This window comes from Streptomyces sp. CB01201, from assembly GCF_002803085.1.
GTDB classification, from domain to species: domain Bacteria; phylum Actinomycetota; class Actinomycetes; order Streptomycetales; family Streptomycetaceae; genus Streptomyces; species Streptomyces hundungensis.
Genome location: NZ_NNBJ01000021.1, coordinates 49,894 through 70,607, shown reverse-complemented (window position 1 = coordinate 70,607; position 20,714 = coordinate 49,894). Strand labels below are relative to the sequence as shown.

The window sequence follows — 20,714 nt, the reverse complement described above, 5'->3', positions numbered from 1 at the left end:
GCTGCAAGTGCCGAAATTGCCGACCGAAGCCGGGACCGTGTCCAGGCTGTGCTCTGGCTGCATTCCCGCACTTTCACCCGGCAAGCGCTGCAACTGGCCCCAGCGTCTCTCGACCATGCCGGAATCGATGCATGAATCGATGCACAAACGCTGCGTATTGGCTGGCGCGCGGCACGGCTAAGACGATGCAGGTGTACGAGGTCAGCCGGGCCGGCCGACACCCAGGACACCGCCCGGTCGGCACGGTGCCGAGCCAAGGGGTTTGCATGAACATCACACGCACGCGACCGTGTGCCCACGAGCCCAGCCGGACCCGTGACGAGGAGCAGACAGACGTCGACCTCGGCGCCGGTCTCCTGTCCGGCGACCTCGCCTCCTTCGCCGCGATCTACCACCGCTCCGTCGGCATCGTCCATGGCCTGGCGGTCCGCAAGCTGGGCGACCGCGAGGAAGCAGAGGATGTCACCCAGCAGGTGTTCCTGGCGGCCTGGCGCGGCAGGCACGGCTACGATCCGGCACGCGGCCCGGTATCCGCGTGGCTCGTCGGCATCACCCGGAAGAAGATTGCGGACGCACTCACCGCGCGGACCCGGCGGACTCTCACCGCGACCACTCTCGCTGCCCGCAGTGGCCCCGACAGCCCCGGCGGACACGAGGAGGCGGCGGTACAGCGGGTGATGCTGTCCTGCTCACTGCGCAGCCTTCCCCCCGCACAAGGCCGATTGGTGGCACTCGCCTACTACCGGGACCTGACGCACACACAGATCGCCCAGCTGACAGGACTGCCTCTGGGCACCGTCAAGAGCCACATCCGGCGCGGTCTTCTCACCCTGCGCCGCCAGCTCAACGAGGCCACGGCGAGGCCCACTTCAGCGGTGTGACGGGGATGCGCCGAGCCCGGTCACTTGGCGGGCAGTGAACGGGCGTAGTCAACGCCTCGGCGCACCCATGGGGCGAGCCGGCGCTTGGTTCGAAGATCTTCAGGAGCCACCCTCAGCCAACCTCGCATCGGCCGCCCACCCATGACGGCCACCTCGGCCTTGGCCGCGGCAACGAGCTCGTCAGCGGCCGCCGGGTCGACACGGACCAGGATTCCTCCCTGCCTGCTGACGGCGAGGCACATGTTCCCCCGCAGGAGAAAGGCAAGCCCCCCGAACATCAACCGCTCGCTCACGCCCGACTCCGCAGCCATGCATTCCCGAATACGTTCGGCGAGATCCTCGTCATAGGCCATGAGCCATGGTGCCCAGCGCCGGCGGCCGTCGAGCCGGCCGACACGCGAGCGCGGGCCCACAGTGCATGGCGGAAACCGCACCCCCGGCACGATCCACATGGCGGCCATGTGTTGACCGGTGGCCCGTCAGCGCACCGGTGGTCGGCTGCGCAGTTGCCATAGACGCTCGGCATAGGCGAGGTCGTCGGCCCAGAGCCGGCCGGCAGCCGCACGCATCAGCGGACGCAACAGCGGGGCGGCATGACGGGCGATCGTGAATCCGGGTCGGTGCGACGTGGCGATCACCGCTTCGACGACGGCTGTGCGGGGCCGGGTGTGTCCCTGCGGGGTCAGCGGTGTGGCGTGCGTTTCGACCACGGAGTGCCGGCCTTCTCCGTCGGTGATGCGCATGACGACGGTGCGCGGTCCCGGCGCGGTGAAGACCGCCCTTACGGGTACGACGAGTCGGGTGGTGAGGCGGAAGGACACGTCGACCACGAACTGGTCGTCGTCCGGGCCGGAGTTCGCCTCGGGGGCCGCGGTGACCTGGAGGTCGACGAACGAGTAGGGGTGGAACCAGGCGCCGTGCCAGGGGTCGAGCCGGTTGGCCACGATGTCGGCCGGCTCGCACCGGCCGACACCGGTGTAGACGGCGCTCACGGACTGCGACGGGCTGGGGCGCATCGGGATCGCGGGACGGTCGAGGGGCTGCTCCGCGCCGACCGAATCCAGTCGGACCCACAGGAGTACGCCGTCGTCATGGGCGGGCCACGGCTGCCATCCCGCGACACCCTTGGGGTTCAGCTTCATGCCGTGCCAGTGGCAGACAAGCACACCGCAGCGCACTGAGCTGTCCTTCAGGGGTGCGCCGAGGTGCGGGCATGCTCCTGGGCCCGCGACCAGGTCGCCGTTCTCATCGCGCCACAGCACAAGTTCCCGCCCGGCCACTGTGCGGCCCACCGGCGTGGCGGCTCGTACGTCCTTGCTGGCGCCGACGACGAACCAGTTGCCCGAGGGGCGGCTCCGAGCTCGTTCGAGGGCGGACGCGATGACGGCGGGGCCGGCGTCGCGCCACGTCGGCTGCTGGCGCTCCCAGGCCACGGGCTGCCGCCGCAAGGTGAGGGGGAAGGGGCGTCCTGGTGACCGGGCCATCACATCGCTCCTTTGCGCGCGGCACGGAAACCGGAGGCCGGGGACAGGCCGCGGTCCGGAGGGGTGTGCTCCAGCGGTGGCCGGTGGCTCGCCGACCGGTAGCGGGTCCGGGCGTGAACGATGCGGACGAGGCCGTCCAGCGCCACGACGGTTTTTCGCCGTCGGGGAACCACGGCGCGCTGGTGCAGCACCGCGTAGCCGTCGGCGGCGATGGCGTCGAGGATGCCGGCGTACAGGACGAACGCCGTCCGGATGCAGGGGCGCGACACCGGCGCGAGCATGGCGACGCCGGGTGCGGCCTGCCGGTAGATGCCACGCGTCATCGCTTCGAACGCCCGCAGTGCCCGGGTGATGCGGTCGTCCCGCCGGCCGGTGTCGCGGCTCCAGCGCAGACGCTGCCGGTCGACGCCATAGGCCTGCATGAGGTCGGCCGGCAGGTAGACGCGGCCGCGGTCCAGGTCTTCGCCGACGTCCCGCAGGAAGTTCGTGAGCTGGAAGGCGACACCGAGTGCGGCAGCGTGCGGCGCGGCCTCGGCTCTGGGCACCACTGTGCCCAGCACGGGGAGCATTTGGAGCCCGATGACGGCGGCCGAGCCGTGCATGTAGCGCCGCAGGTCGGCGTAGGTGGCGTAGTCGGTGACGGACAGGTCGTCGTGCATCGCTTTCATGAAGTCCGTGAAGTGCTGGTGGTCGATGGCGTAGCGGCGTGCGGTGTCCGCGAGCGCGTGGACGACGGGTTGGTCGCTCTCGCCCTCGCGCAGACCCGTTCGCAACTGAACGGCGAGGCGCTGGAGGGCTGCTGCCCGGCCGGTGACGGAACGGCTGGGATCACCGGAGTCGACGATGTCGTCTGCCCAGCGGGCGAATCCGTACAGCGCGTGGACGGCGCTGCGTCGGTCGGCGGGGAGGAGCCGGGTGGCGAGGAAGTAGGTCTTGCCGTGGTGTGCGTTGAGCTGCCGGCAGTGGGTGTACGCCTTGCGCAGGGCCGGGTCCATGATGGCCGCGGCGTCGAGTTCTCGGGCGGTCAAGACAGCGCTCCCTTGGTGTAGTCGCGTGCCGACTGCGCGGAGCGGGTGCGGGGTGGGCAGCCGGTGATCCGTGCTGCGGCGAGCTTTCCGGACAGCAGCACGGTGGGCACGCCGACGCCGGGAGTCGTTCCGCAGCCCGCGAGCACGACATTGTCTGTTCCCCGTACCAGGTTGCGCGGCCTGAAGGGGCCCGTCTGGGCGAAGGTGTGGGCGGCCGAGAACGGGGAGCCGGCCCCATGCCCCTGAGCGGTCCAGTCCGCGGGTGTGACCAGGCACTGCTCCTCGATGGAGGAGGCGAGACCGTCCAGACCCCGTCGCTCAAGTGCGTCGAGGATGTCCGCTCGGTACTGGGGGCCGAGATCTGCCCACTGCTCAGGGCTCGGTCCGATGTCGGTGTTGGGGCAGGGCGCCAGGATGTAGTGCAGGTGTTTGCCCGGTGGGGCGAGCGACGGGTCCGTGGCGGTGGGCCGGGTGATGAGGAGAGACGGATCAGCCATCAGCCTGCCTCGGTGAGTGATGTCGTCGAACGTCTCATGCCAGGCAGCACCGAACGAGATGGTGTGGTGGGCCAGTTGGGGCCAGGTGCGGTCCGTCCCCGCGTGAACGATCACGGCGGACGGAGCGTGGCGCAGCGGGGCGGATCGGCGTGGAGTTCGGCCCAGCAGCCGGTAGGCCGCGGGCAGGTCGGCGGTGAGAACGACGGCGTCACAGGGGATGCGTGCGTCTTCGGTGATCGCGGCGGTGACGCGGTGCCCGCTTCGCTCAAGCCGGGTTACAGCATGCCCGTACAGAAACTCGGCACCCGCCGCTTCGGCTGCGTCGGCCATGGCCTGCGGTAGGGCGTGCATTCCCCCGCGGGGGAAATAGACCCCGGCGATGGTGTCCATGTAGGCGATGACCGCGTAGGCGGCGAGGGCACGGGCGGGGGGCACTCCGGCGTACAGCGACTGGAAGGAGAAGACCCTGCGCAGCCGCTCGTCCTTGATGAACCGGCCGATCTGTGGGTCCAGGCGGCCGAAACCGCCAAGGGCCGCGAGCCGGGCGAGGTCGGGTGTCAGGAGCTGGAGGGGCGAGTCGAAATTGGTGTCGATGAAGTGCTTCATCTGTGCCCGGTAGAGGCGGTGCAGCCAGTCGCGCAGTCGCAGGTATCCGGCTGCGGCGTCGGGGCCCGCGAAGCTTTCGACCGCTTGCGTCATGGCGTCGGCGTCGGTGTGGACATCGAGTGCGGTGCCGTCGGCGAAAGCCGCCCGATAGGCGGGGTGGAGGGGGATCAGTTCGACCCGGTCATGGAGGCTTTCGCCGACCGCGTGGAAGGCTTCGTCCGCCAGCTCCGGCATGGTCAGCACGGTCGGGCCGGTATCGATGCGGTATCCGCCGCGCGTGAGGCGCCCGGCCCGGCCGCCGGGAAGTGCGTCGCGTTCCACTACGGTCACCCGGCGCCCGCTGCCGAGCAGGTGCAGCGCGGCCGACAGTCCGGAAAGCCCCGCACCCACCACGACGACATGGTCCGTCCGGCCCCGCACGGTCTTCACGAGGAGGCCACCTCGTCCGCGCCGATCCGGGCCGGGCCGGCCCTCCGCGCGGGTTCGCGCGCGATGTCCGGGGCGTCCTTCCCGGCGGCGACACCCATCAGCCGCACCAGCCGGTCCCGGGCCACGGGGTCGATCTCCACACTGGCCAGGTGGCGCATGCTCTGCGCGTGCAGCCGGCCGATCTTTTCGAGGACGAGCCGACTGGCCCCGCTGCGCTCGATGACCTGGCGGACCTCGTTCAGCCCTGAGTCGTCGAGATCCGGCTGACCGACGTTGTCGCGCAGGATGGCCATCGCACGGTGGTCACCATCCGCCTCGGCCCGCGCCTGGGTGAGGGCGATCAGGTACGTGGGTTTACCTGAACGCACATCGGCCCCCACGGGGTTGGTCTCGCCCCGGGGGCGCCCGAAGACGTCCAGGAGGTCGTTGCGCAGCTGGAAGGCAAGCCCGATGCTCCGGCCGCCGGCGCACAGGGCGCGCGCCACCTCTTCCCGCACGCCCGCGATCAGGGTTCCCAGTTGGAGGGGCCGCTCCACGGTGTACAGGGCGGTCTTCAGATAGGCCGCGCGGATGCTCCGCGCCAGGGACCTGTTCCGCGTCAGCTCCCCCTGGACGTCCAGGTACTGGCCGGCCACCATCTCCATGCGCATCTGGGCCCACACCGCGCGCACACCGTTGGCCTGCGGCGCCGGCAGATCGAGCGCGGCGAGTTCGTCGTCGGCCCAGGCCAGTGCGAGGTCGCCGGCGAGGATCGCGGCTGATTCACCGAAACGGGTGGCTGCCCTGCCCGACCCCGCCTCGTATCGCCCAGCGAGGTCTACGTGCACCGCCGGGTGTCCGCGGCGAGACGGGGCGGCGTCCATCACGTCGTCGTGAATCAGGGCGCAGGTCTGGATGAGTTCGAGCGCCGATCCGAGGCGGAGGGCGGCGACGACTTCGTCGAACGTGGGCAGTCCCGCGGCCCGCACGCCCCACCACAGGAACTGCGGCCGGATCCGGTGGCCACCTCCCAGGGCGAACCGGGCAACTCGGTCTGCGATGTCCCGCCCGAACGTCTCGTCGGCGCCGTGCGCCTCCTTGACCCGCTCTGCCAGAAGCCCTTCGAGCCGGCACTGAACGGAGCCGGGCACATCGAGGTCGATCTCCCGCACCAGCGTGTTCAGCCGCTCGTCGGCCGGCCGCAGCGCCTCGGTGCCCGTCGATCCCCCAGCGTGCGGCCGCGTCGGGCGGAGCGTGGAGCGATCCGTGGTGGCACGCGCTGCCTCGTCGGGGCGCATGGCTGCTCCTCTGCGTGGGATCGGCTGAGCATGTCGTGAAGTCCTTCCCCCTCCTCGACGTGTTCGGATGCGCCAGGGCGTCAATCGGAGTAGGCACCGCTTGTGCGAGATCCCTGGACGCCGGTGCCGCCCGTCGGCCACGAACCGGCACGCGTGGCGCGCATCCAGGAACCCCGCACGGATGGAAGGGTCTCCAGGGGCTGACGGCGAACTCGGGAGGCGGCGGTGGAGCGTGTGGAGGTGGCCATCATCGGCGCGGGCGCGGCAGGGCTGTCCCTGGCCGATCGTCTTGGTGCGACATGTCCTCGCTCGCTCACCGTGCGATTGATCGACGCTCCGCCCGGACCGCTCCGCCCACCGCAGCGCACCTGGTGCTTCTGGGAAGCAGGCACCGGACGGTACGACGCGGCAGTCACCAGGGCCTGGTCCACGCTCCGCGTGCACAGTCCGCAGGGAGCCGCCTTCGACGACTGCATCGACCCGCTCCGGTACAAGATGATCCGTTCCGACGACTTCGAGCGCCTCATCGCCCGGCGTCTCACGGACCGTCCCGGATTCACCCGGCGCGAGGGCACCGTCGAGACCGTCGAAGGTGCTGCGGACGGCGCCCGTGTCCATGTGCGCACCTCGGACGGCAAGCAGGAAGCTCTCTCAGCACGCTGGGTGTTCGACTCCCGTCCACTGAAGAGACTGCCGGCAGCGCGCACCACGCTGCTCCAGCATTTCCACGGCTGGTTCGTTCGCACGGAACGGCCCGCATTCGATCCCGAACGCGTGGAGCTGATGGATTTCCGCGTTCCGCAGCCGCGGAGCGGGCTGGCCTTCTGCTACGTGCTGCCCCTCAGCCGTCACACGGCACTCGTCGAATACACCCAGTTCTCCGCGGAGGTGCTGCACCGGGAGGAATACGGTCGCGCACTCCAGGCTTACGTCCAGGAGGTCCTCGGTGTACGCGTCTTCGACATCGAGGAATCCGAACACGGTGTCATCCCGATGACCGATGCCCGCTTCGTCCGTCGCTGCGCCCCCTCCGTGTTCCGGATCGGAGCGGCGGGCGGAGCCACCCGGCCGTCCACGGGATACACCTTCGCCACCATCCAGCGGCAGACAGCCGCAATCGCGCAGGCTCTCGCACAGGGGCACGAACCCATACCGCCACCACCTCACTCACGACGGTCGCAGGCGATGGACGCGGTCTTTCTGCACGGTTTGGCCCACGGGCGCCTCGACGGCAGCGAGTTCTTCACCCGCCTGTTCTCCCGGATGCCCATGGCACGTCTGCTGCGGTTCCTCGACGGCGACACCACTCTGCTCCAGGACATCGCCATCGGCCTGCGCACTCCTGTTGGGCCGATGCTCCGTAGCGCAGTAGAACTGCCGACGCGCAGAAGGCGCCGCCACCCCGAACAGTAATCCGCCGTTTTCGGCGTCCCGTTCTCAGGAGAATGATGCAGACCGCCAAGCGCCTCGCTCCCCCTACGGCACATCCAGACGCCTCGCCCAGCGGGCCAGGCGATATGGCCATCTGTGGCACGGCTGACCGGGCCGGTCAGCTTCTGGGCGAGGGAGCGCACGCGTGAAGCACGCCTCTGCATGCGTGCGGCGTGCTTCCGCGCGGCCTGCTTCTGAGGGAACGCCGGATGTCAGAGATCGCCGAGCGCACTGCATCCCCGCCGGACCGGGGTCACCGAAGGTCGTCGGGGACCCTCCCGCGGTGGCGGTGGTGGGAGGTGGGATTGCCGGTATCGCAGCAGCAACAGCGCTGGCCGAACGAGGCGTCCACGTCACGCTGTTCGAACGCGACCCGGTCCTGGGCGGCCGCCTCGCCGGATGGCCCACAACGCTCAAGGACGGTTCGACCGTCACCATGAGCCGCGGCTTCCACGCCTTCTTCCCCCAGTACTACAACCTGCGATCCCTTCTGCGACGTACCGACCCCCGCCAGACGCGCCTCACTCGCCTCCCCGACTATCCCCTCTGGCATGCCGACGGGCTCAAGGACAGCTTCCGCCGGGTCCCGCGCACTCCCCCATGGAGCGCTCTGGGGTTCGCGATCAGCAGTCCCACGTTCCGTCTCCGCGACTTTCCCCGGATGAACGCGGCCGCCGCTCTCCCGCTCATGGACGTTCGCGTGCCGGACGTGTACGACCGCCTGGACGCGACGAGCGCCCACGACTTCCTCGCCTCCATCCGCTTTCCCGAGGCCGCCCATCATCTGGCGTTCGAGGTGTTCTCGCGCAGCTTCTTCGCCGACCCACGCAGCTTGTCCGCAGCCGAGATGGTGTTGATGTTCCACATCTACTTCCTCGGCTCCTCGGAAGGCCTGCTGTTCGACGTTCCCAACGACCCGTTCCCCACCGCCCTGTGGAACCCCCTGGGCGCCTATCTGGAGCGACTTGGTGTCGACGTTCACTGCTCTGCCGCCGTCGAGCACATCGCCCCTCACCACGACGTCTTCCGCATCACCGCGAACGGCCGGGAGCAGAGGTTCGACGCCTGCGTCCTGGCCCTCGACACCAACGGCCTCCAGTCGCTCGCCACCAACAGTCCCGCCATCGCCGACGCCTCTTGGCACCAGCGCGTCGCCCGCCTGAGGACCGCTCCCCCCTTCCTCGTCTCCCGACTGTGGCTGAACCGCCCCGTCAGGTCCGACCGTCCGGGCTTTCTGGGCACCAGCGGCTACGGCAGCCTGGACAACGTCAGTGTGCTGGAACGCTGGGAGCAGGAAGCCGTCCGATGGTCACGGCGCACCGGAGGGTCGGTCATCGAACTGCACGCCTACGCCGTCGATGAGAACGCCGACAAGACCGCCGAACAGCAGCGCCTCATCGAGCAGTTGCACAGGGTCTATCCGGAGACCCGCACCGCTCAGATCATCGACGAACGGCACGAGTGGCGTGCGGACTGCCCGCTGTTCCCGGTCGCCGGATACACCGACCGTCCCACAGTCCGCACGAGCCACCCCCACCTCATGGTGGCCGGCGACCTCGTACGGACCGGACTTCCCGTGGCCCTGATGGAGCGCGCCGCTACCAGTGGCATGCTCGCCGCCAACGCCCTTCTCGATCGATGGCGGGTACTGGGACACACGCTGTGGACCGTCCCCGTCCGCGGTCGCAACCGTCTTCTGCGACGGTTGGCCGAGCACCACAGGCGGCATACCGACTCCGACGGGTAACGCGTGGACCATCCGGCTCCGTTCGGTGCCGGACAGCATGGCAGGATCCATTCCGGGGACGAGCCCTGCGGAACCACTCCCTCCAGCATCCCGAAAGGCAGTACCCACACACCGGCACCGCCGAGATGGCCGCTACTCCTGTCATGCCAGTGACGTTTCCACCAAGAGCGCCGGATGGCAGCACTCGGCCGGCTCGGCCGGGCAACGGGCCGGCCAACTCCGCGGCAAAGCCTGTGCAGGGCGGACTCGTAGAGGAGGGAGCGGCGCACACTCCGACTGCTCCGCCCCTGGATCCGGCAGCGCGACCGCCCATGCGGCAACCGCTCGGGTGTCCGTGGTGACCAGCCTGGCGTGGCAGGCTCTGCAAGTCCCGCCGCAGCGGCCGGCGGGGCTCCGGCCATGGTGTAGCAGAACAGCACCGCCCCCAGCGGCACATCGAACAGCCTGGGGACGGCCGACGAGACCAGGACGGCGGAATTCGGTGCGCAGCCACGAGGTAGCTCAGGCTGTTGTCGGGGAGTTTGCGGATGTTGTCCGGCCAGCTGTCGAGAACGCCGTCGATCTGCTCCGGAACTACGGACATGCCGACGCCGAACTTCGTGGCCAGGGCTACGTCGTCACGGAAATCCCTGAGCGCCCTGCCGACCAGGATCCGGTTGACTCCAGTGCCCCAGCCCTACATCTCGGCGATGTCGGAGAGAGTGACGCCCAAGCCATGGGTGCAGCGGAGTGCGGCGATGTCGGCCTCCGCCTCGATGGGTTCGTAGGCCATCGTCAGGCCCATCGTGCCGTGGCCGATCGCCGCAACCTCCGCCCTGGCTCCGAGTGTTCGGTGCCGCACTACCTCCTCCTCACGCTCCTCAAGGGCAACTGGGGTCTGTTGTGAAGGTCCCGCCTTCCTCTCGGTCGAGCAGCGGGATCTCTGCATCGGGCGCTAGGCATACCGAGCAACCCGGTGGGGGGTGTCAGATCGTGGTCGGCAGCGCGTTTTCCAGGAGGGTCTCCGCCGCTGTCCGTGCGTGCCGGCCGTAGTTCAACTCGCCCAGCACCATGGCGCGGCTGGCGGCGCCGTCCGCGAGGGTCACGAGTTGCTCGGCGAGGGTGGCGGGCTCGCGGCAGCCCAGTTCCGCTACCAGGTCGGTCACCAGCCGCACCATCAGCAGTTTCTGTTCGCGGGCGTAGGCGTGGACCGCGTTCTGGAGGTCGGGGAACTCCGCGGCGGCGTCGATGAACGGGCATCCGCGCACCGGATCCGTGCCGGTCGGGGGCGGGTCGAACAGGGCGAGGATTCGCTCCTTGGCAGGGATGTCCTCGCGTGCCAGCACGCCCTCCAGGGTGCGTCCCGTTGAGGAGAGGTCCTTGAGATGGGCGAGGACCAGCTCGTCTTTGGTTCTGAAGTGCGCGTAGAGGGTGCGCTTGGACACCGGCGCCCGCTCCGCGATCTGCTCCATGCCGGTCGCGTTGATCCCCTGGGCCGTGAACAGTTCGGCCGCCGCGGCCAGGATGCGCTCCCGCCCTCCGCGCCCCGGCCGTCGAGACGCCGTCGTCATCGTGGTCATGACGTAAGTATACGTTCTCGTTTACTTCGGAGGGGAGGGCTGGCTATAGTGCATGCCACGTAAACGATTGCGTTTACTTCGACGATCCTGAGGAGAGTTCCATGAGCGGACCGGTCTTCACTCGGACACCCACGAGCGAGGCGCCCACCGGCGGGACACAGCCGGACGGGGCGCGAACGTCGGAGTACGCCGAGCAGCTGATCCGCGGGCGCCGGGCGGCCCGCGCATTCCGTCCCGACCCGGTACCCGAAGACACTCTGCGCGAGGTCTTCTCCCTGGCCGGCGCCGCGCCGTCCAATTCCAACGCGCAGCCGTGGCGGGTCGAGGTGGTCGGTGGCGCACGGCGAGACCGTCTGGCCGACGCCCTGCGAACGGCCCACGCCGAGCGACGCGTCACGGCCGACTACCCGTACTCCGAGGACATGTACGCCCCCGTCCACCAGGAACGCCGGGCCGCGTTCGGTGCCGGTCTGTACGGAGCGCTGGGCATCGGCCCCGACGACCACCCGGCTCGCGCGGCCTACGACGCGCAAAGCCTGGGCTTCTACGGTGCGCCCCATGCCGCGTTCCTGTTCGTCACCGGCGACGGCGGGCCGCGACTGGCCGCCGACGCCGGCGCTTACCTGCAGACGCTGCTGCTCGCCATGACCGGCTACGGGGTGGCCAGTTGCCCGCAGGGCCTGCTCAGCTTCTACGCCGACACCGTCCGCGATCAACTCGGAGTGGACGAGGGGAAGCTGCTCGTGGGTGTCTCCTTCGGCTACGCCGATGAGTACGCGCCGGTAAACCGGGTCGCGACCGGCCGGGCGGCCCTGGAAGCAACCACTACATTCCACACCTAGAGTCGGTCCCGAAAGCGCTGGTCACAGCCACTCGTTGAGGGCTGCGACCAGCACGGTCGCCTCGTATCGGACGTCGAATTTGTCGTATCTCGTGGCCACAGCGCGGTTCCGTTTCAGCCGGTGGATCACGCACTCCACGGTGTGGCGTTCCTTGTAGTCGTCCTTGCCGAAGGCCGGTGGCCGGCCACTCCGGGAGCCGAGCTTCTTGCGTTTGCGTACCTGGTCGGCCTGCTCCGGGATGGCGCATCCGATCCTGCGTCTGCGCAGCTAGGAGCGTTTCGCGCGGGATCCGTAGGCATTGTCGACACTGCCCCTGTCCGGCGTGGTGCGCGGGCGTCCGGGGCCGGTGCGAGGCACTCGGATGCGTTCGAGGACGGGCTGGAACTGCGGGCTGTCGTGACAGTGGCCCCCGGCGATCAGGCCCTATACATCGGCTGGGACGTGCAGTTGTTCCAGGATCCGCTTCCATGTGCCGTCGCGCCGCCAGCGGTGGAACCGGTCGTGGCCCCGGTCCCGTGGGACAGTACCGCTCGGGGAGGCCCCGCCAGAACGTGCCAGCCCGCGTCAGCCACCGTATCCCGTCGATCAACCGCCGACGCGCCCAAGTCCGTAGCCGCCCCGACGTCTACTTTGCTGGCAGCAGCGGCTCCAGTCGAGCCCACTGCCGGACCGTCAGGCCCCCTCGCGCCACACCATTTGCCCATCACGCTGTGACAGTGAGGCGCGCACGACCACGAACGGCCCGAAGCCCGAGTAGCGGGGACGGCCATCGCGACGAGTTCGCGCGCCGGGCACCGTGACGGGCCAGGGGCAGAGCGGGGCGGCACCGGAAGTCGATGAGTGCCGGACCTCAGGCCGCTGCCGCGGTCAATCCGGCACGGTGGATACGGGTGTGCTCGGCGACGCGGCGGCCGAGGTGCCGGGCGGTGTTCAGGTCTGCGTCGTGGACGGCAGGGGTGTCGTTGAAACTCTGAGCGCCGGCTCCCAGGTAGAAGCCGAGGCGGTTGTCGTCCTGGGGGCTGGATGTCGTGGTGTTCCAGCCAGGCAGGAGTCCCAGGCTCACCCAGAGCATTCCGTGTTGGGCCGCCAGGAGCGCGAGGTATTGCAGGGTGTGCATCTTGTCGCCGCTCATGGAGCCGGAGTTGGTGAACCCCGCCGCGAGCTTGTCGCTCCAGGCGCGGGTGCTCCACCGCTTGCTCGTGGCTTCGGCGAAGGCGTGGAACGCTCCCGAGGCGGTTCCCATGTAGGTGGGGGTACCGAAGATGATGGCGTCCGCGGCGTCCATCAGCTCCCAGTCGGCGTCACCGAGAGACGCGACGTCCACGCGGTGGACGACGGTCCTCGCGACGGAGCGCGCGCCATCTTCGACGGCCGCGGCGATCTGTGCGGTGTGGCCGTAGCCGGAATGCGACGCGATGACGATCGAGACGTCGGACATGGTGTTCCTCCCCGCCGCGATGACGGCGTGTTCGTGAGGCTTCGTGAGGTATCGAGGGAAGCGGAACGTCCGCTGCGGCTGCTGGCCGTACTGGTCCCCGCTCGGATACCGCAGGCTCGGGCGGGCAGGTTGCACGCCAGATCCTGCGGAACCGCGGCCAATCCCAAGCCTTGATCAGCGTTCCGGTTCAGAACGTATCACCGATAAGGCACCGTTACGCAAGATGCGATATCGTCGCTCCATGAGCGAGGAACGACGCGCCGCGCGACGACAGGTACTACAGGTGGCCGCCAAGCTGTTGGAGGAGGGCGGCAGCGAAGCAGTCTCCACACGCGCTGTCGCCGCAGCCGCAGGCATCACGGCCCCCGCGCTCTACCGGATGTTCGAGGACAAGGACGGACTCCTGGCCGAGCTCGCGGCCTACGGCTTCGAGATGTACCTGTCCGAGAAACAGGATGCACTGGCCAGGACCCCCGACGACCCGGTGGCAGACCTCTACCGCGGCTGGGACCTGCACGTCGACTTCGGGTTGCGCCACCCCGCGTTCTACATGCTCATGTACGGCACCGTGCGGCCCGGAAGGCGCCCTCCGGCGGCGGACGAAGCGCACGCCCTGCTGGTGAGACTGCTGGGCCGTGCCGCGGAGGCCGGGCGCCTTCGCATTCCGGTGGCACCGGCCACCCGAGTCATCCACGCCGCGACAACAGGCGCCACCCTGGCCCTGATCGGCGAAGAGCCCTCACAACAGGACCTGGCCACGTCGGCCCGGCTGCGGGACACCGTCATCGCCTCCGTCACCACCGACGCGCCCGCCCCCTCCGGGTCCGACCTGGCCGCACGCGCACTCACCCTCGATGCCGCACTGGAAACCGCGCTCACCACCGGGCATCCGGACGCTGGTAGCGGGGTACCTCTGCGGGCCACGGAGACAGCGCTGCTCCGCGAATGGCTACAGCAACTGGCAGGCTGAACCGACTTGCAACACCATAGGGGCGCCCCCCACCACTCGTACTCGCACTCGTCGTCATCGAACCACCACCATCCAGAATGCTGATCGGCAAGACGGCAGACGGCAAGGTTCGTCGACCGCTCTTCAGATCTCGTACGGCCCGTGAACAGCGGGCAATGTGTGGGCACCGGGGTGCCGGTCCCGGCCGCACAGCGCGCGCCCGGGATGCCGACGTCGCCCACGCAAGCATCGCGTTGCATCAAGTCCCGCGCTCCCAGGCGTGGTTGGAACTGTGCAGACTTCGTGTTGGCAAGCTGCGGATAGCCCTGAAGTGGCTTAGACGCCATTTCGTTTGGTGTGATCTTGCGGCAGTTTGGTGTGGTGACGACTGGGCTTGTGCAGCGGATGGTGCCGGCCGGCTTGTGGGAGTTGTTCGAACGCGTGGTGCCGTCGGCGCCGGAACGTCCTCAGGGCGGTGGCCGGCGTCGGCACGGGGATCGGGAGGTGCTGGCTGCGATCATCTTCGTGGCCACCTCTGGGTGCACCTGGAACCAGCTCCCGCCCGACTTCGGCCCCTCCGGAGTGACGGCGTCCCGGCGCTTCACGGAGTGGTCGCAGACCCGGGTGTGGGCCAAGCTGCACCGCCTGGTCCTGGATGAACTCGGTGCCCGCGGCGAGTTGGACTGGTCGAGGTGCGCGATCGATTCCGTGAGCATCAGGGCCCTCAAAGGGGGCCGTTGACGGGACCGAGTCCGACCGATCGTGGCAAGCCAGGATCGAAAATCCATCTGATCGTCGACCGCAACGGCCTGCCCATCTCGATAGGCATCTCGGCCGCCAATGACCACGACAGCCAGGCCCTGATCCCGCTGATGCGAGGGATACCACCGATCCGCTCCCGCTTCGGCCCCCGTCGCCGCCGCTCCGCCAAGCTCCACGGCGACAAGGGCTACGACCACGACCACCTGCGCAACTGGCTGCGACGACGACAGATCGTGCCCCGCATCGCGCGGCGCGGAATCGAAGCCTCCGATCGGCTGGGCCGGCACCGCTGGGTGGTCGAGCGAACCATGTCCTGGCTGAACGGATGCCGACGCCTGCACCGCCGCTACGAACGCAAGCCCGAGCACTTCCTCGCCTTCGTCGGCATCGCCAGCACCCTGATCTGCTACCGCCGCATCATCAGCAGCAAGGGCGCGACAGGTACCCGTCGGCCTGCGTGATCGACACACAGAGCGTGAAGACCTCCACCAGCGTCCCCGCCACCAGCCAGGGCATCGACGCGGGCAGGAAGATCGTGGGCCGCAAACGCGGCATCATCACCGACACGCTTGGCCTCCTGCTGGCTGTGCTGGTCACCACGGCCAGCGTCCAGGACTCCACGGCCGGCACCACCCTCCTCGAACAGACCGCTGCCGACCATCCTGGCCTGCGAAAGGTGTGGGTCGACGGCGGCTACCGAAAGCACTTCATCGAGCGAGCCGCCACTCTCGGCATCGATCTCGAAATCGTCCAACGCCACCCCGGAAGCAGGGGCTTCACGCCGATACCCAAACGCTGGGCGGTCGAGCGAACCTACGGCTGGCTGATGCTGAACCGCCGCTTGGCCCGCGACTACGAGACCCACCCGCATCGCTCCGAAGACATGATCCACCTCGCCATGACCGACCTCATGGCCCGCCGCCTCACCGGCGAGAACACCATCTCCTGGCGCGACCCCTCACCAGCACATCAAAGCTGCATACCAGGATGAAACGACCTCTTATGGCGAGTGGCCAAGGTGCACCGCTCAATTCGGTGTGGAGTGGGGCTGCCAATGCGCGCCGAGCAGAGTTGAACATGTTCATCTTTCGTGGCAGCGTGAGCGCTTGACGATCTGGTGTGCGAAGCATCCAGGGTTTTGACGTACGCAAGGGGGAGTCATGCGTGATGAACGAGGGCGAGTCGCTGGGGGGTTGCGTGGAGTGGTCTTGGCGGTCGCGGTGTTGACACTGGCCACGGGGTGCATATGGCAGCAACAGACATTGGCTCGGGCCGACATCGTAGGCACCTGGACCGAGGGCGATACCGGGACCGTGCTCTTCAAGGACGACGGCACCGTCGTCGTAACCAACCTTGCCGAGTTCAATAACGACGGCGACAAGGTGTCGGAGTGCGGCGGCACCGGCGAGTGGGGCGCGTATCCCAACGACAAGGAAGCGCAGAAGGTTTGGACCACCGTCTGCGACGGCAACCCGTGGGAAATCGGCGGCTCGAAGGCGCATCCGAAGATGCGACGCAGCGTGGGAGATCCTGATAACGGGGACGATCAAACCCTCAACCGCAAGTAGCAGAAGCCGCCCGGCGCGTCCAGCCCGCCATCCAGGTGCACCCAGAGGTGGCCACGAAGATGACCGCAACAGCCAGCACCTCCCGATCCCCATGCCGACGCCGCCCACCGCCCCGAGGACGTTCCGGCGCCGACGGCACCACGCGTTCGAACAACTCCCACAAGCCGTCCGGCACCATCCGCTGCACAAGCCCAGTCGTCACCACACCAAACTGCCGCAAGATCACACCAAACGACATGGCGTCTTAGGGTTAGGGCCTGTCCGATAGGTGGCTTCGACACCTGACGTCCGCGACCAGTAGGTGCCGCCGCCAGACACTATCTGCCGGCTCATCGACACCGTCGCCGGGCGGCCCTTGCGGGTTGGGAGGATGGCCGTATGCAAGATATCTACGGCCTTCCCGACACGGCTGAGGTGCCTCCGGCACTGCGGAGCGTCCTCGTGGCGGATAAGACCGAGAGGGCTGCGCGGTTCCTGACGCCCGAGGAGGCTGCGTCATTCGCCACCTGGGCACGCGTTCCCGCCGAGACCGAAACGCGCTGGCTGGCCGCGCTGTCCGGTGACGACGGCCTTCTTGGCTTCGAGCCACCGGCTCGCCCTGACAGTGCCTGGATCCTGCACGCCATGTACGAGGACCCGCGACGCCCGGCCACTCCAGCTGTCACGGACGCTGCGATCGGCACGGAAGGCGCCAACGACTGCGACGATGAAACGGACTGGGCCACGCGTCCCGGGCCTGACTGGCAGCGCGTGCGCTGGTCCGAGCTGGCCGAACGCATCGGCGACGCGATCGTCGAGGAAGGCTCCTATCCCGACCGATACCAACTGCGCTCATGGCGCTCCAAAGACCACAGCTGGCCGGACAACATCCTGTGGTCGAACGAAGGCAGCCTCGACCGGGAAACCTGGCACCAGCTGATCGACCTACTCATTGAGCACAGCCCGGACGGCCCTGACACTCGCTGCCTGGTCCACTTCTGCCGAAACATGTTCTACTACCACGTCCCCATGGTGCTCACCGGCCGCCTGGGCGACGCCCACAACCTCTACCACCATCCCGACCTTATGGCATACAGCCCCTCCAATATCTGGCCAGCTGACCGGACTTGGGTCACCTTCACTCACTTCGACCTCCACGGCACCAAGGTCGCAGGCCCCACCCCGTTGATCGAGGCCCTCCTCAACAACCCCGGCCTCGAAGCCCTCCGTCTCCCCTGGAAACCCTGACCTCCCCGATCACCGACCTCTCAATGGTTCCCGGGAGTCTCCGGACCGCGAAGAACTGCACTGCGGATCATCACCGGAGCCACAGCTGGATCGCGGGGACGGTGACCGTCCCGTGAAAGACAAAGGCTTTCTTGTCGAGCACATCGCCACGGCCCGGTTAATCTTCAACCTGTTGATCAGGCGGGGGAGATCATGGACGGAATCAGTTGGCTGGCCGACGTGTGGCTCTCGCACAGTCTGAATGTGACGCTCGCACGCGGTGTCGACCCCGAAGGTCTGGTCGTTCGGCTCGGCGCCGCCTCAGGCACGCCGTTCGGCCACATCACGTCAGCAGAGGCGGCCAGCATGACCGGCTCCGAGGGGTGCGCCCGCGTGGCGCGCTTCGGTGAGTGCGGTGGGTGGTCATTCGCGGTGGAGCCGATCGCCCCCTCGGCCGGCTGGTGGGGCAGGCCCCATCTGTCCGCCGGCGGGGTGGAGGTGCTGCATCTGACGCCGAAGGCCCACCAACCTCCGCCCGAGGTCTGGTACTACCGCGACGGAGTCACCGTGGACCGCTTCAACATCGGGGAGATACCCGATGGAGGCATGGAGTTCCTGGCGCCAGCATTCGAAGAGGCGGGACTCGTTGACGATCCGCTGATGTCTGACCAGCCGGAGGACTTTGACGACGTCCGAGCAACGATGAAGGCGCTTGAGGAGCACTTCGGGCTGTCTCTCCCGCGACGTGCAGTGATTGAGGGACGCTTGCCGGCTGTAGTGACTGCGAAGCAGCACCCTGAGGAGTTGGGCGCGTAATGACTTGCGCCCGGTAAAGTGGCTGAGGCTACCGGGTCAGGTTTCCAGCGACCTCATGTACAACTCGCGCCCAGCCGGGCGCCGGCCGTCCGGCCATCGCCAGACCGACTCCGGGAAGCATCGCCTCGGGCTTGCTGTCGTTGAGAGAATGCGCGACGTATACGAGTTCGCATTCGACGTTCAAGATGCTGTCCTCTGCGTGCCCGAGCCATGAGTCGACGCTCTTAAGGGATCCGCCTGCGACGAAGAGCGGGCGGATCCTTTGTTTGGCTTCGTGATTACAGTCTGATCTCCCATGGGCCAGGCGTTTCGATTTGGAGATATCCAGGTCCCGGTATCTTAAAAGTGCCTCGAATCATCGCCCGGTCGATCAATTCGGTCACTTTCTTCCCATTTTCGGGGATGTGCAAGATGTTGATGTCTTGGGTGGCCGCCTTCGGAGATAATTCGTAGCTGACGGAGCGGGCCGCAGTGGTGCAGCGAACCACGTCTGTCGCCAGCCCGACCTCTACGGAAGACAGGATTCGGGCGGCGCTGGCAGGTATGGCGCGAAGGCGCCAACGCGCGATCCCCCCGCCACTCTTCGAGCCCGAGAGCCGTGTCACGAATACGTGGGTGAATCTCGGCTCAAGCAGAAACCGGTAGGGCTTGCGGCCCCACGTGCTGATGGAGGCAGGTTCTCGATCCTCGCGTCCAGCGGATCTTGCAATGCCACCGACGAAAAACGCACTGTTCCACGCATTCCTTGCCTGGAACTCGACCAAGGTCGGCAGGCCCGGTTTGGGGCAGAGCTCGACCTCGCGGTTCCGCCGACTCTGGTAGGAAACTTCCTTCAAGTGTCGCTCCTCACTGCCTTCTACTTCCCGTCAGAAAATCACAGACTAAGGGCTGTCCCGTAACTGATCTTTGGGCGGGTTAGGACAAGAACGACTGGCCGTCGATGGGGTCCGTTACGCGGCTTGGACGAGGTTGTGGAGGTGGGCGATGCCCAGCATGGCGTGGTGGACGCCGTCGCCCTTGAGACGGCAGTCGCGGAGGATCTTCCAGTTCTTCATGCGGGCATAGACGTGCTCGACTCGGGCGCGAACCTTCTTGTGATCGTGGTTGTGCTCGGTCTGCCAGTCGGTGAGTTCGCCGCCTTTGGGGCGGCGGTGCGGGATGACCAGGCCGGTGCCCGGGTAACCGCCGTCGGCGATCGTGGTCGTCCTGCCGACGGCGTCCTTCGCGCCGGACTCCGTCCATGCCCTGCAGTCGTTGCGGTTGCCGGGCAGGGGCTTGCCGACTGCGACGACCAAGCGCGTGTCGGCGTCGACGACGACTTGGTGGTTTGTGGAGTACCGGTAGTTCTTCGACTTCGCGGCAATGACGTGGTCCCGGGTGGGGACGAGGGTGCCATCGACGATCAGCACCGTGTCCTTGGCGAACCGCTTCCGTTGCTTCAGTGCGAGCAATGGGGCGATGTGGTCCACGATTCGGTCGGCCGCCGACTTGGACACACCGAACAGCGGCGCGATCTGCCGCAGAGTCAGGTTGGTCCGCCAGTAGGCCGCGACCAGCAGGACCCGGTCCTCCAGCGAAAGACTCCAGGGCCGGCCCGGCCGCATGGTGTCGGCACCTTCGCGGCGGAGGACCGTGATCAGCTTGCGGAAGCCGTGCGAGCTCAGCCCGGTGAACGGGGCTATCCCGGACGACTCCGACCCCGTGATCACAACACCCATGGCTGTGACCATCCCATCTTGTCACGGGGCGACCACGGGGTCCGTCACCCCCACTCCGACCTGTCGGCCAGGCGGCGGTACCACCAGCACTGTGTCCGCCACTGGCGCCGGTGCACGAACGGGTCCGGCAGAGTACGGCGCAAGAACACCGCATCCATAGGCTTCACGAGCCGGCCCAGCTCGGCACGGGCTCGTTCCGGCAGCCGCTCCAGGATTTCCTCCAGCACGTCGCGTGCATGTCTGACGTCGTCGAAGGAGCACCAGGTGCACGAGCAGAACGACTCCCGCGGGTACAACGGACGTCTGCCCGGTGGGTGGAGGAACTCGCGATACCGCCGCAACGCACGGTCGGTGGCACCGGGGTGAATGTAGAAGCTGCCGCTCAGGTGCTCGGCCCGCTGCACGGCATGGCTCGCCCGGGCGGAGAGCCTATGGATCCGGAACGGTGGGGTCGGCCCCCAGACACGGGAGACCGG

The 20,714-nt window shown here is 68.0% G+C and carries 19 protein-coding genes and 3 pseudogenes; 10 read left to right on the top strand and 12 right to left on the bottom strand.

Annotation, left to right across the window (positions count from 1 at the left end; all coding sequences use genetic code 11):
- Window positions 1-266 precede the first annotated feature (266 nt).
- Window positions 267-881: a sigma-70 family RNA polymerase sigma factor gene (locus tag CG740_RS33200; RefSeq protein WP_100579020.1), complete on the top strand. Its 615-nt coding sequence runs from the start codon at window positions 267-269 to the stop codon at window positions 879-881.
- Window positions 882-901: 20 nt separating this feature from the next.
- Here CG740_RS33200 and CG740_RS33195 read toward each other — a convergent pair whose 3' ends face one another.
- The 5 genes from CG740_RS33195 to CG740_RS33175 all read right to left on the bottom strand — a co-directional run bounded on the left by CG740_RS33195 (window position 902) and on the right by CG740_RS33175 (window position 6,202).
- The gene (locus CG740_RS33195) at window positions 902-1,234 is read right to left on the bottom strand and encodes a TfoX/Sxy family protein (RefSeq protein WP_100579019.1); all 333 of its coding nucleotides are present in this window, start codon (window positions 1,232-1,234) and stop codon (window positions 902-904) included.
- Window positions 1,235-1,360: 126 nt separating this feature from the next.
- Window positions 1,361-2,365: a DUF5914 domain-containing protein gene (locus tag CG740_RS33190; protein ID WP_100579018.1), complete on the bottom strand. Its 1,005-nt coding sequence runs from the start codon at window positions 2,363-2,365 to the stop codon at window positions 1,361-1,363.
- The gene (locus CG740_RS33185) at window positions 2,365-3,393 is read right to left on the bottom strand and encodes a phytoene/squalene synthase family protein (protein ID WP_100579017.1); all 1,029 of its coding nucleotides are present in this window, start codon (window positions 3,391-3,393) and stop codon (window positions 2,365-2,367) included. Before CG740_RS33185 ends, CG740_RS33190 begins: the two co-directional genes overlap by 1 nt.
- Window positions 3,390-4,925, bottom strand: coding sequence for a phytoene desaturase (locus CG740_RS33180; protein WP_100579016.1), 1,536 nt, complete (start codon window positions 4,923-4,925; stop codon window positions 3,390-3,392). Before CG740_RS33180 ends, CG740_RS33185 begins: the two co-directional genes overlap by 4 nt.
- Window positions 4,922-6,202, bottom strand: coding sequence for a polyprenyl synthetase family protein (locus tag CG740_RS33175; protein WP_100579015.1), 1,281 nt, complete (start codon window positions 6,200-6,202; stop codon window positions 4,922-4,924). Before CG740_RS33175 ends, CG740_RS33180 begins: the two co-directional genes overlap by 4 nt.
- 225 nt (window positions 6,203-6,427) lie before the next feature.
- Between CG740_RS33175 and CG740_RS33170 the strand changes: the two genes are divergently transcribed.
- Together CG740_RS33170 and CG740_RS33165 are read left to right on the top strand one after the other, a co-directional pair.
- Entirely contained in the window at window positions 6,428-7,615 is a 1,188-nt protein-coding gene (locus tag CG740_RS33170) for a lycopene cyclase family protein (protein ID WP_100579014.1), read from the top strand.
- Window positions 7,616-7,799: 184 nt separating this feature from the next.
- Entirely contained in the window at window positions 7,800-9,380 is a 1,581-nt protein-coding gene (locus CG740_RS33165) for an FAD-dependent oxidoreductase (protein WP_100579013.1), read from the top strand.
- Window positions 9,381-10,056: 676 nt separating this feature from the next.
- On the opposite strand, the gene CG740_RS39935 is transcribed toward CG740_RS33165, so the two are convergent.
- Window positions 10,057-10,221, bottom strand: coding sequence for a hypothetical protein (locus CG740_RS39935; RefSeq protein ID WP_159030458.1), 165 nt, complete (start codon window positions 10,219-10,221; stop codon window positions 10,057-10,059).
- A gap of 124 nt (window positions 10,222-10,345) precedes the next feature.
- Window positions 10,346-10,939 (bottom strand): TetR/AcrR family transcriptional regulator, encoded by a 594-nt coding sequence (locus CG740_RS33160; protein WP_100579012.1) that lies wholly within the window; start codon window positions 10,937-10,939, stop codon window positions 10,346-10,348.
- Window positions 10,940-11,040: 101 nt separating this feature from the next.
- On the opposite strand from CG740_RS33160, the gene CG740_RS33155 reads away from it, so the two are divergent.
- The gene (locus tag CG740_RS33155; protein ID WP_100579011.1) at window positions 11,041-11,781 is read left to right on the top strand and encodes a nitroreductase; all 741 of its coding nucleotides are present in this window, start codon (window positions 11,041-11,043) and stop codon (window positions 11,779-11,781) included.
- A gap of 850 nt (window positions 11,782-12,631) precedes the next feature.
- Here CG740_RS33155 and CG740_RS33145 read toward each other — a convergent pair.
- The gene (locus tag CG740_RS33145; RefSeq protein WP_100579010.1) at window positions 12,632-13,219 is read right to left on the bottom strand and encodes a flavodoxin family protein; all 588 of its coding nucleotides are present in this window, start codon (window positions 13,217-13,219) and stop codon (window positions 12,632-12,634) included.
- A gap of 241 nt (window positions 13,220-13,460) precedes the next feature.
- On the opposite strand from CG740_RS33145, the gene CG740_RS33140 reads away from it, so the two are divergent.
- From CG740_RS33140 to CG740_RS33125, 4 genes and pseudogenes are all read left to right on the top strand, one after another.
- The gene (locus CG740_RS33140; RefSeq protein ID WP_100579009.1) at window positions 13,461-14,189 is read left to right on the top strand and encodes a TetR/AcrR family transcriptional regulator; all 729 of its coding nucleotides are present in this window, start codon (window positions 13,461-13,463) and stop codon (window positions 14,187-14,189) included.
- A 384-nt stretch (window positions 14,190-14,573) separates the two neighbouring features.
- A protein-coding gene (locus tag CG740_RS33135) for an IS5 family transposase (RefSeq protein WP_234376628.1) occupies window positions 14,574-15,391 on the top strand; the annotation gives its coding sequence in 2 pieces (ribosomal slippage) (window positions 14,574-14,904 and window positions 14,904-15,391; 819 coding nt in all).
- Window positions 15,352-15,921 (top strand): annotated as a pseudogene (locus CG740_RS33130) (transposase); the annotation flags it as partial. The gene CG740_RS33135 and the pseudogene CG740_RS33130, both read left to right, overlap by 40 nt.
- Before the next feature lie 217 nt (window positions 15,922-16,138).
- Entirely contained in the window at window positions 16,139-16,498 is a 360-nt protein-coding gene (locus tag CG740_RS33125; RefSeq protein ID WP_159030457.1) for a hypothetical protein, read from the top strand.
- A 31-nt stretch (window positions 16,499-16,529) separates the two neighbouring features.
- On the opposite strand, the pseudogene CG740_RS40485 reads toward CG740_RS33125, so the two are convergent.
- Window positions 16,530-16,700, bottom strand: a pseudogene (locus CG740_RS40485) (transposase); the annotation flags it as partial.
- A gap of 176 nt (window positions 16,701-16,876) precedes the next feature.
- Between CG740_RS40485 and CG740_RS33115 the strand changes: the two are divergent.
- On the top strand, window positions 16,877-17,725 hold the full coding sequence (locus tag CG740_RS33115; RefSeq protein WP_234376618.1) for a hypothetical protein: 849 nt from the start codon (window positions 16,877-16,879) through the stop codon (window positions 17,723-17,725).
- Between the two features lie 70 nt (window positions 17,726-17,795).
- Here CG740_RS33115 and CG740_RS41980 read toward each other — a convergent pair.
- A pseudogene (locus CG740_RS41980) lies at window positions 17,796-17,908 on the bottom strand (IS5/IS1182 family transposase); the annotation flags it as partial.
- A gap of 9 nt (window positions 17,909-17,917) precedes the next feature.
- Between CG740_RS41980 and CG740_RS33110 the strand changes: the two are divergent.
- Complete coding sequence (locus tag CG740_RS33110) at window positions 17,918-18,520, top strand: hypothetical protein (RefSeq protein ID WP_234376617.1); 603 nt, start codon at window positions 17,918-17,920, stop codon at window positions 18,518-18,520.
- Between the two features lie 278 nt (window positions 18,521-18,798).
- On the opposite strand, the gene CG740_RS39930 is transcribed toward CG740_RS33110, so the two are convergent.
- Together CG740_RS39930 and CG740_RS33105 are read right to left on the bottom strand one after the other, a co-directional pair.
- On the bottom strand, window positions 18,799-19,356 hold the full coding sequence (locus CG740_RS39930; RefSeq protein ID WP_159030456.1) for a hypothetical protein: 558 nt from the start codon (window positions 19,354-19,356) through the stop codon (window positions 18,799-18,801).
- 114 nt (window positions 19,357-19,470) lie between these two features.
- Window positions 19,471-20,238 (bottom strand): transposase, encoded by a 768-nt coding sequence (locus CG740_RS33105; protein WP_100579063.1) that lies wholly within the window; start codon window positions 20,236-20,238, stop codon window positions 19,471-19,473.
- Between the last annotated feature and the right edge of the window lie 476 nt (window positions 20,239-20,714).

Bases quoted from the DNA above. Each gene is read 5' to 3' on its own strand.
- CG740_RS33110 (WP_234376617.1), top strand. From the start codon at position 17,918: ATGGACGGAATCAGTTGGCTGGCCGACGTGTGGCTCTCGCACAGTCTG.
- CG740_RS33195 (WP_100579019.1), bottom strand. From the start codon at position 1,234: ATGGCCTATGACGAGGATCTCGCCGAACGTATTCGGGAATGCATGGCT.
- CG740_RS33160 (WP_100579012.1), bottom strand. From the start codon at position 10,939: ATGACCACGATGACGACGGCGTCTCGACGGCCGGGGCGCGGAGGGCGG.
- CG740_RS33200 (WP_100579020.1), top strand. From the start codon at position 267: ATGAACATCACACGCACGCGACCGTGTGCCCACGAGCCCAGCCGGACC.
- CG740_RS33175 (WP_100579015.1), bottom strand. From the start codon at position 6,202: ATGCGCCCCGACGAGGCAGCGCGTGCCACCACGGATCGCTCCACGCTC.
- CG740_RS33105 (WP_100579063.1), bottom strand. From the start codon at position 20,238: ATGGGTGTTGTGATCACGGGGTCGGAGTCGTCCGGGATAGCCCCGTTC.
- CG740_RS33190 (WP_100579018.1), bottom strand. From the start codon at position 2,365: ATGGCCCGGTCACCAGGACGCCCCTTCCCCCTCACCTTGCGGCGGCAG.
- CG740_RS33140 (WP_100579009.1), top strand. From the start codon at position 13,461: ATGAGCGAGGAACGACGCGCCGCGCGACGACAGGTACTACAGGTGGCC.
- CG740_RS33155 (WP_100579011.1), top strand. From the start codon at position 11,041: ATGAGCGGACCGGTCTTCACTCGGACACCCACGAGCGAGGCGCCCACC.
- CG740_RS33145 (WP_100579010.1), bottom strand. From the start codon at position 13,219: ATGTCCGACGTCTCGATCGTCATCGCGTCGCATTCCGGCTACGGCCAC.
- CG740_RS33115 (WP_234376618.1), top strand. From the start codon at position 16,877: ATGCAAGATATCTACGGCCTTCCCGACACGGCTGAGGTGCCTCCGGCA.